General features: G+C 64.5%; 13 protein-coding genes. 9 read left to right on the top strand and 4 right to left on the bottom strand.

Features of this window, described 5'->3' with window-relative positions; translation table 11 throughout:
• Positions 1 to 8: 8 nt before the first annotated feature.
• Positions 9 to 1421 (bottom strand): MFS transporter, encoded by a 1413-nt coding sequence (locus SP6_RS10375; RefSeq protein ID WP_007405011.1) that lies wholly within the window; start codon positions 1419 to 1421, stop codon positions 9 to 11.
• 107 nt (positions 1422 to 1528) lie between these two features.
• Between SP6_RS10375 and SP6_RS10370 the strand changes: the two genes are divergently transcribed.
• From SP6_RS10370 to SP6_RS10360, 3 genes are read left to right on the top strand one after another with little or no spacing between them, the layout of a single operon-like run.
• Complete coding sequence (locus tag SP6_RS10370; RefSeq protein ID WP_007404986.1) at positions 1529 to 2761, top strand: MFS transporter; 1233 nt, start codon at positions 1529 to 1531, stop codon at positions 2759 to 2761.
• A gap of 31 nt (positions 2762 to 2792) precedes the next feature.
• Positions 2793 to 3797, top strand: coding sequence for a sugar phosphate isomerase/epimerase family protein (locus SP6_RS10365; RefSeq protein WP_007404924.1), 1005 nt, complete (start codon positions 2793 to 2795; stop codon positions 3795 to 3797).
• A gap of 11 nt (positions 3798 to 3808) precedes the next feature.
• A complete protein-coding gene (locus SP6_RS10360; protein ID WP_007404939.1) occupies positions 3809 to 4183 on the top strand; it encodes a C-glycoside deglycosidase beta subunit domain-containing protein in 375 nt (124 codons plus the stop codon).
• 144 nt (positions 4184 to 4327) lie between these two features.
• On the opposite strand, the gene SP6_RS10355 is transcribed toward SP6_RS10360, so the two are convergent.
• From SP6_RS10355 to SP6_RS10345, 3 genes are all read right to left on the bottom strand, one after another.
• The gene (locus tag SP6_RS10355; RefSeq protein ID WP_042468929.1) at positions 4328 to 6025 is read right to left on the bottom strand and encodes a GMC oxidoreductase; all 1698 of its coding nucleotides are present in this window, start codon (positions 6023 to 6025) and stop codon (positions 4328 to 4330) included.
• Positions 6025 to 6654, bottom strand: a complete 630-nt coding sequence (locus SP6_RS10350; protein WP_007404894.1) for a gluconate 2-dehydrogenase subunit 3 family protein — start codon at positions 6652 to 6654, stop codon at positions 6025 to 6027. The genes SP6_RS10355 and SP6_RS10350 overlap by 1 nt, the downstream gene beginning before the upstream one ends.
• 91 nt (positions 6655 to 6745) lie before the next feature.
• Entirely contained in the window at positions 6746 to 7414 is a 669-nt protein-coding gene (locus SP6_RS10345) for a TetR/AcrR family transcriptional regulator (protein ID WP_007404937.1), read from the bottom strand.
• Positions 7415 to 7542: 128 nt separating this feature from the next.
• Between SP6_RS10345 and SP6_RS10340 the strand changes: the two genes are divergently transcribed.
• The 6 genes from SP6_RS10340 to SP6_RS10315 all read left to right on the top strand — a co-directional run bounded on the left by SP6_RS10340 (position 7543) and on the right by SP6_RS10315 (position 15419).
• Complete coding sequence (locus SP6_RS10340; protein ID WP_007404915.1) at positions 7543 to 8646, top strand: LLM class flavin-dependent oxidoreductase; 1104 nt, start codon at positions 7543 to 7545, stop codon at positions 8644 to 8646.
• A gap of 4 nt (positions 8647 to 8650) precedes the next feature.
• On the top strand, positions 8651 to 9217 hold the full coding sequence (locus SP6_RS10335; RefSeq protein WP_007404881.1) for an NADPH-dependent FMN reductase: 567 nt from the start codon (positions 8651 to 8653) through the stop codon (positions 9215 to 9217).
• Positions 9214 to 11562 carry a beta-glucosidase gene (locus SP6_RS10330; protein WP_007404877.1) on the top strand — a complete coding sequence of 783 codons (2349 nt, stop codon included), beginning with the start codon at positions 9214 to 9216 and terminating at the stop codon, positions 11560 to 11562. Before SP6_RS10335 ends, SP6_RS10330 begins: the two co-directional genes overlap by 4 nt.
• The gene (locus SP6_RS10325; RefSeq protein WP_007404931.1) at positions 11559 to 12011 is read left to right on the top strand and encodes a nuclear transport factor 2 family protein; all 453 of its coding nucleotides are present in this window, start codon (positions 11559 to 11561) and stop codon (positions 12009 to 12011) included. The genes SP6_RS10330 and SP6_RS10325 overlap by 4 nt, the downstream gene beginning before the upstream one ends.
• A 122-nt stretch (positions 12012 to 12133) precedes the next feature.
• Positions 12134 to 14452, top strand: a complete 2319-nt coding sequence (locus SP6_RS10320; RefSeq protein WP_007404948.1) for a TonB-dependent receptor — start codon at positions 12134 to 12136, stop codon at positions 14450 to 14452.
• 64 nt (positions 14453 to 14516) lie between these two features.
• Positions 14517 to 15419, top strand: coding sequence for a VOC family protein (locus SP6_RS10315; RefSeq protein WP_037568530.1), 903 nt, complete (start codon positions 14517 to 14519; stop codon positions 15417 to 15419).
• Positions 15420 to 15423 lie beyond the last annotated feature (4 nt).

Here is a 15423-nt window from a genome sequence, read left to right as displayed (position 1 = left end):
GTGCCCCCTCAATCGAAGAGCCGTTCGGGCAGGCGGGTCAGCAGCAACGCGATGGCCAGCAAATCCGCCGCCACCACCCATGTCGCGATCAAAAAGGCGGTCACGGGCGGCCGATGGTCGCCCGTCATCGAGAAATAGACGGTGGCGATCAGCGCGGTGCCCATCGCGCCGCCGATCTGCTGCATCGTCTTGTGCATGGCCCCTGCGACACCCGCATGATTGCGATCGACCCTCGCCAGGGTGATCGGTCCCAGCGGACCGCTAAGCGTCCCCATGCCGACCCCCGCGACCAGCAGCAGCGCTCCGATGACCACGCTCGGCAGGGCGATGTGCACGGCGAGCCCCGTGGCCGAACACGCCAGCGCCATCAGGATTGCGCCCGTCATCGGCACACGCCGCCCATGGATGGGAAGGGCCTTGCGCCCGATCTGGCTGATCCCGGCCATGACCCCGATCCCGAAAGGTATGTGGAGCAGCGCGACATCCACCGGGCTGTAGCCGAGTCCCTGTTGCAGCGTCAGGCTGAAGGTCAGCAGGAATCCGCCCGAGGCGATCGCAAAGGCCCCCGTCGCCGCCAGCCCGATCCGAAAACTACGATCCTGAAACAGCGACGGTTCGATCAGCGCCGATCCCAGCCGGATACGCCGCGAGCGCTCATAGTGCCAGAATCCCCACCATAGGCCGGCACTCGTCAATATTAGCCCGACCGTCCACACAGGCCAGCCCGCGCTGCGTCCCTCGATCAGGGGGAGCAGCAGCGTGCCGAGCGCAAGGAACAACAACAGGGATCCCGGTCCGTCGATACGCAGCGCATGGCCCGAGCGTCCGGGCGGCAGCAGTGTCAGCCCCGCGATCAGGGCCAGCGCACCGAAGGGCAAATTGATCAGAAAGACGCTACGCCAGCCGAGATCGAGCGGGTTGAGTTGGATCAGCAAACCGCCAAGAACCGGGCCGCCGATTGCCGCCAGCCCACCGACCACGCCAAAGGCGGCCAATCGGCCGATCCGCTCGCTAGGCGAATAGAGAAGCTGGATCAACGCAACGCCTTGGGGCGCCATGATCGCGGCCGCGGCGCCTTGCGACAAACGCGCGATGGCAAGGGTCGTCGCGTCCTGTGCCAGTCCGCATCCCAGCGACGCGATGGAAAACCCCGCCACGCCGATGGCGAACATCCGCGCATAGCCGAACAGGTCGCCCAGCCGGCCGCCCACGACCAGCAACACGGCGAAGGTCAGGAAATAGCCTGATACGACCCATTGCATGGCGCGGTCGGAGGCTCCCAATCCCTGCTGGATCGCGGGCAGTGCGGTGTTGACGATCGTCGAGTCCGCCACGTCCATGACGAAGGCGAGGAGCACCGTCGCGAACGCCAGCGTCCTTTGCCGCTCGCTCAACCGATCCGAAACCGTGCGTGTCGCCACCGTGATGATCCTTGCTTGACAGAGCGGCATGTCATGGCGATACCACGTATCAGAATGCAAGTTCTAATTAAGCCGTAAGAACGGCGAATCGATAGGGAGAGAAGCCGATGGCCATCACGCCAGAAAGCCCCGAGGCGCGCCGACCCGGTATAGGTCAGGGCATCACGGTCATCACCGCCGGCTTTCTGCCGATCCTGGCCATTGCTTCGCTGTTTCCGGCGGTGCCGTCGATCATCGACCATTTCTCGGCCGACCCGTCCGCCTCGTGGAAAGTGCCCGCCATGGTTTCGGCGCCGGGCCTGACCATCGCGGTGGTCGCGCTGTTTGCAGGGATCCTGGTTGATCGCTTCGGGCGGCGCAAACTGATGCTGGCCGCGACCCTGCTCTACGCGCTGTTCGGCGCAGCACCGTTCTTCCTCGACAGCCTGAATGGCATCTATGCCTCACGGCTGCTGCTGGGCGTGTCGGAGGCGGTGATCCTGACCACGCTCAATACGCTGATCGGCGATTATTGGGACGAGAAGGGGCGGCGCAACTGGCTGACCATGCAGGGACTGGCTGGGCCGTTCCTGGCCAGCGGGGTAATCCTGGCATCGGGCTTTCTGACCGGGCTGCGCTGGAACGGGATATTCCTGATCTATCTGGTCGCCTTTCCGATCTTCATCGCAGCGGTGAAGTTCCTCTATGAGCCGCAAAGCGATGCGACGGCCCGCAAGATGCTGGGCATTGGTCAGGCGCCCGCGCGCACGCCGTTCCCGATGGCGTCGGTCGCCTTGATCGGCGGCGTGACCCTGTTCGCCTCGGCGCTATATTACGTCTTCATCATCAACGGCGGCATGGCGTTCCGCGAAGTCGGTATTCAGTCGTCGCAGGAACTGAGCAAGCTGACCTTCATTCCCAGCCTGTTCGTGATGCTGGGTTCCGCGATCTTCTGGGCGACGGGGCGGGCACGTCCGGTGGTGCAACTCGGCATCTTCCTGTCGCTGATCGGCGGTGGGCTCGCGACCATCGGGCTGGCACCGGATTGGCGCTGGATGATCGCGGGCCTCGTGGTGCAGCAGACCGGCGCGGGCATGGCGGTGCCGACGTTGATCGCGTGGGCGCAGACCAAACTGCCCTTCGAGCATCGCGGTCGGGGCATGGGTGTGTGGACCGCCTGCTTCTTCTTTGGGCAATTTTCCAGCCCGTTCCTGGTCTCCATGTTCCGGACCCAGACGGGTACGATGCAGGCGGCATTCCTGATCATGGGCGCCGCCGGAGTCGTCGGCGCGGTGGCCGCCTTCCTTATCGCGGCAGCCCGTCGTGACGGCGGTACGCCCGCCGTTGCGGCCGCTGCCTGAACCCCATTCCCTACATTCAGGACGATATGCCATGACGATCAAGCGGGGCGTCAGCCTCTACAGCTATCAGAACGAGACCTTCCTCGGCAAAATGACGCTGGAGGATTGCATCCGCACCACCGTCGGCTTCGGAGCCGACGGGATCGAGGTCATCGGCGAACAGACCTTCTGGGGTTGGCCCGAAGCCGGGGTCGCCGACGAGAAGATTGCCGAGTGGCATCATCTCATCGGGAAATATGGAGCGGTGCCGGTCTGTCACGACTTCATGCTCGACTATAAGCGCTACAAGGGCCGTGAGATGCCGTTCGACGAGCAGGTCGCGAGCGTGCGGAAGGATATCGAATTCGCGGCAAGGCTGGGCGTCAAATATGTCCGTGCGCTGGTGGCGATCGCACCCGAGGTGCTGGTCGCCGCCGCGCCTTATGCCGAGGAGAGGGGGATCAAGATCCTGATCGAGGTGCATGCTCCGCTGCACTTCGACCATCCCTGGATCGTCCGTCATGCCGAGGCCTTCGAGAAGTCCGGCAGCGACGCGCTGGGCTTCCTGCCTGATATGGGCATGTTCCTGTTCCAGTTCCCACCGGTATGGAAGGAGCGCTTCATCCGTAACGGCGTGCCCCAGAACATCGCCGACTATATCACCAAGGCCTATGAGGACCGGGTTCTCAGCGAGTACGTCATCCTGAACGTGCGCGAGATGGGCGGCGTTGGCCCGTCGATCGCCATGGCGGAGACACTGCGGCACAATGCCGCGTTCGAGCCGAAGCGGATGCTCGATTACATGCACCGCATCCACAACGTGCACGGCAAATTCTACCAGATGGACGAGGATTTGGTCGAACCCAGCATCCCCTATGACGAGATCGTCCGGGTGCTGAAGCAGGGGAATTACGACGGCTATATCTGTTCGGAATATGAGGGCAATCGCTGGATCGAGGACGCGTATGAGGTCGACTCGGTCGAGCAGGTCCGCCGCCATCAGGACATGCTGAAGCGACTGATCGACGTGCCCGCCAACACCATCATCGCCGCCTGAAGGACCTGCCGATGTTCGACAACAAGATGATCGTGGAAGACAGCCTGAAGGCGACCGATAGCGGTTTCACCATCGAGGCACGGTTGCCCTATTATCGGGGACTGGGCCTGTCGATGATCGAGAATGTGGCGGTCAGCGTCGATGGGGAAGCGATACCGCGCGAGGACATCACCGTGTCGCTGCGGGGGCGCACCTGGACGCTGGACGAGATGGAAACCGAATATGGCGACCGCTGGAACTTCGGCGAGAAGGCGCTGGTGGGCGTGAAGCGGGCCGGGGGGCTCGCGCCCGGCGAGCATCGGATCGAACTGGCTGAGACGATGCGCATCTCCTACCTGCCGTTCGTGCCGACGACGAAGGACGCCAAGACGCTGACGCTGCGCTGAACGCCGGTTCGGCGGATGAGGGGGGCGGCTTCCGATCGGGAAGCCGCCCCTTTCTTTTGTCCAGCCCATTCATCTTCGCCAACAAAAGGGGCGGCCTTTCATTCAAAGACCGCCCCCAGCATCGTCGTACCTGACGGATGAGGATCAGATCGCGCCTTCCTTCAGCATTGACACCGCGTTCGCGCAGGCCCGCGCGGTCAGCGCCATATAGGTCAGCGAGGGATTCTGGCAGGCCGAGGACGACATTTGCGCACCGTCGGTGACGAACAGATTGGGCACGTCATGCGCCTGGCTCCACTTGTTGAGCACGCTCGTCCGGGGATCATGCCCCATGCGCGCGCCGCCCATCTCGTGGATGGCCGAGCCCCCCGGATTGGGCGTATCCATCCCCATGATGACATGGCCCCCCGCAGCGGTCAGCATCGCGGCCGCTTCCGTCTTGGCATCGGCCAGTGCGGCATGTTCCTGCGCCCCGTGCGCGAAGTTGATGCGCAGGGCGGCAAGACCGGTGGCGTCCTTGACGGCCGGGTCGAGCGTGATGCGGTTGCTCGCACGCGGCATCGAGTCCGCAAAGGCGACCAGCACCATACGCCACATGCCGGGGTCGCGAAGGCTGTCCTTGTAATCCTTGCCGACGCCGGCGGCGCGCTTGCCACCGGTCCAGGCCGCGCGGAATGCGCCGCCCTGATAGGAGAAGCCGCGCGTATGCCCCTTGCCGTCGATCGTATCCAGGTTGCGGAAGCGGGGGATGACCACCCCGGTCGGGCGATTGCCGAAATAGGTGTGGCTTTCAAACCCCGGCATGATCGCGATGCCGGCGACCGATTGGGCATGATCCATGATGTGGGTGCCCAGCACGCCGCTCGAATTGGCGAGACCGTGGGGATTGGCTTCGTTCGCCGAGCGGAGCAGCACGCCGACGCTGTTGAACGAACCGGCATTCAGGAACACGATCCGGGCATAAGCGCGCTGGCGCGTGCCGTCCTTGGTGTTGATGAAGCGCACGCCGGTGGCGCGGCCGGTCGCCGGGTCCTGCTCGACCGCCTCGACCACCGCGTCGGTGACGAGCGTCAGATTGCCGGTCTTCTGCGCGGCGGGCAGCGTCGAGCTCTGCGTCGAGAAATAGGCACCATAGGAACAGCCGCGCGCGCAGATCGAGCGATATTGGCACGCCGCGCGCCCCTGATCGGGCTTGGCCTCGGTCAGGTTGGCGTTGCGCCCGATGGTCAGGCGACGACCGGGCCATTGGCGGCCGATCACCTCGCGGGTGTGCTGCTCGACGGCATTCAGCGCCATGGGCGGCTGAAAGCGCCCGTCGGGAAGCTGGGGCAGGCCCTCCGCCATGCCCGCGACCCCGATGAACTCCTCGACCTTGTCATACCAGGGCGCGAGATCGGCGTAGCGGATCGGCCAATCGGTACCATGGCCATCGCGGCGATTGGCGTCGAAGTCGTAATCCGACCAGCGATAGCATTGCCGTCCCCAGGTCAGTGATCGCCCGCCCAGCTGATAACTGCGCCACCAGTTGAACGCTGTCTCGCCTTCGGTGGTGTAGGGGTTCTCACGGTCGTTGACGAAATGGTCTTGGGTGAACTCGGTAAAGTGCCGGTTCTTGCGCTGGACGGCATAATCCTTGTCGTAGAGTTCGGCGTCGGCGACCCCGCGAAACTCCAGATCCCAGGGCGCCAGCGTCTCGCGGGTATAGCCGCTGCCATGCTCGATCATCGGCCCGCGCTCGATCATCAGCACCTTGAGCCCGGCCTCGGTCAGTTCCTTGGCCGCCAGCCCGCCGGTGATGCCCGAGCCCACCACGATGGCGTCGAAAACGGGATGTTGCGCCATTAGCTGAACTCCACTGCGGTCCAGTCGCTCGACCAGGCGCGGCTTCCGGGAATGTAAGGGATGTCGGCGTCCCACCGACCGGGGACGAGTTCGTATTGCAGTTCGCGCGAGCCGCCGACCTCGGAGGTGTAATAGGCGGTGAGGATCAGACCCTTCAGTTTGCGCCAGGGGGATTCGACCGCGTCGGGTCCGGCATCGGCAAAGGCCGCCTTGTCGATCGCCGCGACTGCCGCTTCCCGCCCGGCGGGGGGGACGGCCAAATAGTCGCCGTGCGTCCCGGCATCGAGCTGCCATTCGAGCCAGTCGAGATAGTCGAGCGTTCCGTCCCGGCGTTGATGGCGGGTGATCGTCGCGGGCAGGGCCGCCCCGGCGGCGGGGGCGCGGGTGCCGTCCAGCCCATGGGCAAGCGCTAGGATGACGAAGTCATGCGCGCCGATCTCGCCCGCGCCGGGGGTTGTGGTCCGTGGCAGGACGCGCTGGGCGACATCGCGCAGAAGCGCACGTTGCCGGTCGGTGACGACCTCTGCCGTGTCGGTCCATCGGACGGCGGCGGCGGGAATGCCCACCGCCATCGCGAACAGTGCCGCCCCTCCCAATATCTCGCGCCGAGCCAAGCCCGTATCGGCCATGACGTGCCTCATCCTCGCCTACGCCGCTTTTGTCAGCGACTGTAATTAGAACTATTATTCTAGTAAGGCGATTCGGAAGGCGGCGCAAGCGCTAAGCGCGGGCAGGGCGTGCCTTGGGACTGGTCGACAGATAGGCGGCGAGCATGTCGGCCAGATCGGCCTTCAACTCCGTCCAATCGCCTTCGCCGGCCGCGTCGATCGACGAGCCGAAGCCGAGATAGCGTGCGATCGAGGCGTAAAGAATGCGGAAGCCCGCATCGGCTGCGTGCTCGGGATCGGGGTGGCGGATCGAGTCGCGATTGGTCAGCAGCGCGGCGATCACCGCCTCGCTCGTGCGGCCGTAGCTGCGTTTGCCGATGGCGGCGATCACCGGATCGGCGCTCGCGCGCAGCATCAGCGGGCGCATCACGTCGGCATAGCGCCGCAACACTTCGGCCACCGATTCGACCAAGTCGTGCACCATGTCGATCAGGCCGCCGCCGCGCGCATTCAGCTCTGCGATCACGGCCAGCATGTCGGCGTCCACTCGTTCCAGCACCCGTAGCTGCACGACATGGACCAGGTCGTCCTTGCTGTCGAAGCGGCAATAGATCGAACCGATCGACACTTTGCCGTGCTTGGCGACCTCGTTCAGCGTGAATTCGTCCGACCCGCGCTGGGTCATCAATTCCTCGGCGGTGGCCAGCATCCGCTCGAAACTCGCTTTGCTGCGGCCCTGCTGCGGCGCGCGCGCCTTCGCCAAGATCGTCTCGATATCCATCACCACCCCATTGACAGCCCATAGGAGACCGTCATATCAGAATTGCAGTTCTAATTTTATTTTAGACGAACCGCATCAATGCGGCAACGCGCCGGGCCACGGCGGGCATGATAAAAGGGAGAGGTTGGATGCGTTTCTCGGTATTCCTCAATGCACGGTCGATGGCGCCCGACGAGGATCGCGCGCTGATCCATGGCCTGACCCGCCACGCGGAGCGTGCCGCGGCGCTTGGTTTCGATGCGCTTTTCATGCCGGATCACCATTTCAACGGTTACATGCCGATCGCCAGCGACAGCTATATGTTCGCGTCCTATCTGGCGGCCAAATTCCCGCACATGCATTTCGGCTTTTCGGTCACCTCGGTGCCGCTGCATCACCCGGTGCGCTTCGTCGAGCGGATCAACATCCTCGACCAACTGACCGACGGCAAGCTGCTGGTGGGTGTCGGCTCAGGCACCACGCCCGAGGAGATGATCGGCTTCGGCGTCGATTACCGTGATGCGGGCGCCATCTCGGAAAAGAACCTCGCCTTGGCCGAACAGCTCTGGGCCAAGACGATGGACGATCCGGCGGTCGAGATCGACAACGGCCCGCACCAGGGCCGGGTGCTGCAACGGATCGCGCCTGCGGCCTATAGCGAGGGACATGCGCGCCTGATGCCGGTGGCGATGAAGGAATCGAGCGCGCGCCGCGCTGCCGAAAACGCCTGGCCCGCCTTCATCCCGGCCTTCACCCCGCCGCAGATCGGCGGAACCGAGCCGATGAAGCACGTCGCCAAATATTTTGGCATCTATCGCGCCTTGCTGGACGAAGCCGGGCATAGTCCGGAGAAGGTCGCCCGCGCGCTCGACTGGACGACCCATACCTATCAGCTGGTCCATCTGGCCGACACCGACGAACAGGCGCGTGACGAGATGATGACCATCCTGCGCGCCTATCAGGACGCCATCGAGCGCGAGGCCGAATTCAATGCCCGCGCCGAGTCGAACGAGGCCAACAGGAAGACCGACCGCACGCCCAACGCGCTGACCGAGGACTGGATCGGCACCTGGTGCCTGTACGGTTCGCCCGAGACGGTGATCGAGCATCTCAAGCCCTATGAGGAACTGGGCATCGGCAATATCCTGTGCGGCACGACCACGGGGCCGTTGACCGACGAGCGGCTGCGGCTAGGCGACCAGACACTGCGGCTGCTGTCCGAAAAGGTCATGCCCGCGTTCAAGAAGGCCTGATCCGATGGCGCGGCATATCGTGGGGATTGGCGGCACCTTCCGACCCCGTTCGTCGAGCGAGATGCTGGTCCGCTCGGTCCTGGCAGAATGCGGGCGCATGGGGGCGAAAACCACTATGTTCGACGGTCCGGCGCTGGCGGCATTGCCACACTTCAATCCGGAACGTCCCGAACGCACAGAGGAAGAGGCCGCCTTCGTCGCCGCGCTGCGCGAGGCGGACGGTCTCGTCATCGGCACGCCCGGCTATCATGGCGGCGTCTCGGGTGTGGTGAAGAACGCCATCGACCTGCTCGAGGATCTGCGCGGGGACGAGCGGATCTATTTCGACGGCATGCCCGTGGGGCTGATCGTCTCGGCGGCGGGATGGCAGGCGGGCGGCGTCACGCTGGCGGCGCTGCGCGGGATCGTCCATGCGATGCGAGGCTGGCCGACCCCAGCGGGGATCGCGATCAACTCGATCGCCCAGAAGCCGTTCGACGGCGAAGGCACGATCATCGATGAAGGCGTGGCGGCGCAGATCGCAACCCAGGCGCAGCAGATCATGGCCTTCCGTCTGGAGCCGGTCGCATGACGGCGCTGACCCTCGCACAGCAGGCGAGCCTGACCGCCGGCGCGGCGATGTGGCGCTCGGTTGCGATCCCGGAGGTGGGTATTCCGTCGCTGCATATGAGCGACGGCCCGATGGGCATCGCCAGCGGTCGGGTCGACGAACGCGACGTCGCGCGCTTGTCGCCTTGCGCAACAGCGCTCGGGGCCAGTTTCGACGTCGCGCTGATCGCGCGGGTCGCGGCTCTGGTCGGTGGTGAGGCGATCCGCATGGGGGTCGATCTTGTCCTCGCCCCCAACGTCAACATGGCGCGCAGTCCGCTTGCCGGACGGGCGTTCGAGTATTTTTCCGAAGACCCGCTGCTGACGGGCCTGGCCGGAGCGGCATGGACGCGCGGGCTCCAGTCGACCGGGGTCGGCGCCTGCGTCAAGCATCTGGTCTGCAACGACAGCGAGACCGATCGCGACCGCATGAACGTGGTGGTGGACGAGCGGACTTTGCGCGAAATCTATCTGCTGCCGTTCGAGCTGTGTGCGGCGGCCGGGGCGGGGGCGATGTTGACCGCCTATAATCGGGTCAATGGCGACTGGTGCGCCGAGAATGGCCATATCTCAACCATCGTGAAGCGGGAATGGGGCTTTGACGGCCCGTTCATCAGCGACTGGTTCGGCACGCATTCGACCGTGGGCAGCCTGAACGGCGGGCTGGACTTGGAGATGCCCGGGCCGGCCCGCTTTGTCGGTATCAAGGCCGTCGCGGCGGTCGAGGCGGGCGAGGTCGCGACCGAGCGGGTGGCGGATGCTGCCGAGCGGGTGGCACGCGCGGCCCGCCGCTGGTCCGGTGCGAAATCGGCGCCTGTCGAGGATGCCGATGCCTTGTTGGTCGAGGCGGCGGCGGCCGGCATGGTGCTGTTGCGCAACGAGGGCGATCTGTTGCCGATGACGCCGGGCCGGCATCGCCGGATCGCTGTGATCGGCCCGAATGCCGCCGCGCCCTGCTATCAGGGCGGGACCTTCGCCAAGATCGCGCTCTCGCCGGATGCGGCGCGTCCCCTGGAGGCGATCACCGCGCGTTATGCCGGGGTGGCGGACATCGTCTACGAACCTGGCGTCGATCCGCAACCGCGGCTGCCCGCCATGCCCGTCGAGCCCGTGCGGGGCGACGGGCCGGGCATGACGGTCGAATATTTCGCCGATGGCGATCTGTCGGGTCAGCCCATCGGGCAGGAGGTGCGCGACACCAACTCTCTTGTATGGTTCGTCGGCGTGCACGATCAGGGCGTCTTCGACCGTCCGGCCGCCATTCGTGCCAGTGGCTGGTTCACGGCCGTCGCGGATGGTGCGCACCGCTTTTATGTCGGCGCGACCGGCGCGGTCTCCCTCAAAGTCGATGGCCAGTCGTTGATCGAACAGCCCGAGCGGATGGCGGCGTCCGACGTCATGGGCTCGCTCAAGCGGGGCGATGCCGACAGCGCCGAGATGATGCTTGCCGCTGGGCAACGGGTGCTGGTCGAGGTCGACTTCCACTATGACGGCGCCCGCGTGCACGGCCTCTGGTATGGCGTTCGTGGCCCCGACAGCGCAGAGGCGATGCTGGCGCGCGCGATCGAGGCCGCTACCAGTGCCGACGCGGTGATCCTGATGATCGGCGAAACATCGGATTCCAGCGTCGAGAGCAAGGATCGGCCCGACACCGCCATCGCGCCGGAGCAGCGCACGCTGATCGACGCGATCTGCGCGGCCAACCCCAACACCGCGATCATTGCCAATATCGGCCACGCCTTTGATGCGACGTGGAGCGACCAGGCGTCAGCGCTGATGTCCGCCTGGTATCCTGGCGAGGGTTTCGGGCCGGCGCTGGCCGCGGTGCTGGCGGGGGACATCGAACCCGGCGGCCGTTTGCCGGTGACGCTGGCCAAGCGGGAGGGCGACTATCCCGCTTTGTCGCTTCAGCCGGACGGGCAGGGCGACCTGCCTTATGACGATGGTGTGCTGATCGGCTATCGGGGCCTACAAGCGCGGGGAACGACCCCACTCTACGCCTTTGGGGCTGGGCAGGGTTATACCCGTTTCGAGTGGCTGGGCGTCGAGGCCGAGGGGGGCGATGTCCTGGTCCGACTGCGCAATGCTGGCGATCGCGTCGGAAGCGAAGTCGTGCAGCTCTATCGTCAAAATCCCGAATTCGCTTTGGTGGGGTTCGCCAAGGTCACGCTGGCGGCGGGGGAAAGCGCGACTGTTCGCGTGACGCCCGAGCCGCGCCTGTTCCGTATCTGGGGGGATCACGGCTGGCAGAGTCCGGGCGATCGTGCGGTCGTGGCGGTTGGTCGAGCCAGCGATGACCTGCCCTTCACCGTCGAGGTGACGATATGAAGGCCCTGTTTCACGCGTTTGTCCTGACGGTGCCCTTCCTGGCTCCAGCGGCAATCGCCGGATCGGGCGCCACGCTGACCGAGCGCAACCGCGCGATCATGACCGATTTCGCCGACCGCTTCTATACTCGGCGCGACGTGGCGGGGGCGTTTCAGCGCTATGTCGTGCCCGACTATATCCAGCATAATCCGGGGCTGGCCGATGGTCGGGATGCGGCGGTGGCCGCGCTCGCTCCGAAATTTACAATGCCGGGTGCGCGCTTCGACGTGAAGCGGATCATCGTCGATGGCGATATGGCGGTCATACACTTGCATGGGCGCACGGATCCGACCTCGGCCGGTGGCGCGGTCGCCGATATCTACCGCCTGAAGGGCGGAAAGATCGTGGAGCATTGGGACGTCATCCAGCCGATGCCGACGGCGTCGCGCAATCCGCATCCCATGTTCTGATCGGCGACGCAAATTAATCGCGTTCGACCGCATATCAGCGCTTGACTCGAATAATAAATAGAACAATCATTCTAGTTCTAAACGAGAGGCGGACACGCCTCCGATCATGGAGAGGGGATCGTATGAAGAGGTTCCGTCGCGTCGCTACCACGGCGCTTACCACCACCGCCATGTGGGTGGCTCACCCCGCGTTCGCGCAGGTCGCTGATCCGGCGGGTGCCACGCCGCAGACGTCGGCCAACAGGACGACGGCGGCAGCGCCCGATAATGCGGCTCAGTCCGAGGATATCATCGTTACCGCAACCAAGGTCGAGACCCGGTTGCAGGATACCCCGATCGCCATTCGTGCCATCGGTGGTGCGGATCTGACCAAGGCGCAGGTCACCGACGTCAGCGGGCTGCAGCGTCTTGCTCCCGATCTGGGTATCACCCCGGACTCCGTGTTCACCAAGATCGCCATTCGCGGCGTGTCCAGCCAGGATATTTCGGAGAGCGCCGATCCCGCACTGACCGTTTCGATCGATGGCGAATATATCAATCGCCCAGTCGGCCTGAACGCCAATTTCTTCGATCTGGAACGGATCGAAGTTCTGCGCGGGCCGCAAGGGACGCTGTTCGGGCGCAATTCGACGGCGGGCGCGCTCAACATCGTGGCGGCCAAGCCGGTGCTCCAGAGCTTCGAGGGTTCGGCAACAGCGGGGTATGGCAATTACGACGCCATCTACGCGACGGGCGCGGTCAACGTGCCGTTGGGCGACACGGTAGCGATCCGTGTGGCGGGGCTGCACAATCAGCATGACGGTTATGTCGACAACGGCCCGGCGGGCCGCGGTGACAATGCCAATGTCGATGCGGTTCGCGGCAGCATCCTGTTCGCGCCGGGGGCACTGGAGGTCTATCTTGCCGGTGAATATGTCGACATCGACCAGACCGGGCCGATGCAATATGGTCTGGCGGTCAACGGGTCGACGCCGGGTGTAACCGAACTGCCCGCCTCAATCGCCCCGCCCACGACCTATACCACGCTCGCCCAGCGCCAGGTCCCGTCCTTTGTCGACGTGCCTCAGGGTTTCGATCCCGCGAGCTTCCCGCTCGGCCGGATGGGCAGCTTCAAGAGCCAGCAATATGCGGTGCGCGGCCGCATCTCCTATGATTTCGGGGGCGCGACGCTCAGCTATATCGGCGGTTATCGGCATGTCGATAATCAGGCGGTCATCCCGCAGAACGGCTTCCTGCCGGAGTTGTTCACCTTCTATAACGATCGCTACGACACGCGTACGCAAAGCCACGAAGTGCGGTTGAACGGCGGAACCCAGGGTCAGTTCGTCTGGCAGGTCGGCGGGTTCTATTTCCACGAGAACCAGATCATCGAGCGTGGTCTCTATCTGCCCGTGGCGGGTGCCTTCGCCAACTTCTTCTATCGTCCTTACGTGACGTCGGACTCGAAATCGGCCTTCGCCCAGGCGACCTATTGGGTCGTGCCCGACACGCTGAGCTTCACCGGCGGCATTCGCTACACCGATGACAAGAAGGACGCGAAATACATCAATTACGGCTTCTATCGCTCGCCGACCATGGCGCGGCCGCCCGCTGACGGCAGCGGGGCAGGGGCGGTGATCCGCTATCCGACCTACAAGGAAGACAAGATCACCTGGACAGCGGGTGTCGAATACAAGCCCGCCCGCGACAACCTGCTCTACGCGAAGGTCAGCACCGGCTATAAGAGCGGCGGCTTCGATCTGGTCGGATCGTTCAATGCGGAAAATCTGACCGCCTATGAGGTCGGCTCGAAGAACCGCTTCATGGGCAACCGGCTCGAATTCAACGCCAGCGCCTTTTATTATGACTATAAGGACCAGCAGGTTCAGGTCTATATCGACACCACGGTCGGTGCGCGTACCTTCAATGCGGGCAAGAGCCGGGTCTGGGGTATCGAGACCGATACCGCCGTGCGGCTGTCACCCAATGATCGGGTCAGCCTGATCGTCAACTATATCGACGCGCGTTTGCAACAGTTCGCGGGCATCCCGGCCCCGACGCTGGCCAATCCTCCGGCGAACGTTCCGCGCCTGACGCTGGACCTGGCGGGCAACGTCGCGCCGCAGGCGCCGAAATGGACGATCGGTATCAACTATACCAAGACGATCGAGCTCGGTGACGGGTACAAGCTAGTCGCCAACGGCTTCAGCCGGTTCAAGTCGCGCTATTTCCTCACCGCCTTCAACTACAAGGGCGACGAAGTGGATGCGTTCACCACCACCGATCTCAGCCTCGAGCTGAACATGCCGAACAACCGGTTCAGCATTCAGGGCTATGTCCGCAATCTCGAGGACAATCGGGTAAAGACCTATGCCGGGTTCACCGGCGGCGGCATCAACATCTATAACTGGAATTTCGGCCAGCCGCGCACCTACGGCGTGCAGGGCACATTCCGCTTCTGACGATACTGTCCCCGGCGGGGCGTGTCGCCACCGCCGGGGAACGACCCAGCCCCTGGAGCATGACATGGCAAGAGTGACCGAGATCCGTTACGTCGGCTACGGCGTCGCCGACCTGGACGCCGAGCGCGCCTTTTATCGCGACGACTGGAAACTGGTGGAGGCGGGCGAGCAGGATGGCCTGTATCACTTCGCCGCCGAGGGGCATGACGAGGCCTATGTCGTCCGCCTGCGGCAGGACGACGCCAACCGTATCGACGTCATAGCACTCGCCGCCGACACGCGCGCCGATGTCGATGCGTTGCATGGCAAGGTGGTGGACGCCGGTTGCCGGGTCATTTTCGCCCCTCGTGACCTGACGACGATGGGCGGCGGCTATGGCTTCCGGTTCTTCTCGCCCGACGGTCTGCCTTTCGAAATTTCGGCGGATGTTGAGCGCCGCACGCCGCGCACGCTCAGCCGTTGGGAAGGCATCCCGCAGAAGATCAGCCATATCGTGCTGCATTCGCCCGATCACCGCGCGATGGTGGCCTTCTTCACCGACGTGCTGGGCTTTCGCGTATCGGACTGGCTGGGTGATTTCATGTGCTTCCTGCGCTGCAATTCGGCGCATCATCGCCTCGCGATCCTGCCGGGGCCGCCCTGCCTCAACCATGTCGCCTATGACATGCTGACCGTCGACGACATGATGGCGGGCATCTGGCGACTGAAGCAGGCGGGGACCGACATACGCTGGGGCCCTGGCCGCCATACGGCGGGCAACAACACCTTCAGCTATTTCACGACGCCGAACGGTTTCGCGGTCGAATACACCTCGGAACTGGAGCATGTCGACTTCGAGACGCACGAGCATCAGGTGCATGTCCCCGGTCCCGGCACGATGGACCAATGGGGCATCGGCGTCGGCGGTCCGCAGACCATGCCGCATCCCAAGCCCGATGCCGGGCTGTTCCAGCCGGTTTCGGTATAACCCC

Origin of the sequence: Sphingomonas paucimobilis NBRC 13935, assembly GCF_000739895.2 — a bacterium.
GTDB lineage: Bacteria > Pseudomonadota > Alphaproteobacteria > Sphingomonadales > Sphingomonadaceae > Sphingomonas > Sphingomonas paucimobilis.
This window is presented reverse-complemented; position numbering and strand designations above follow the sequence as displayed.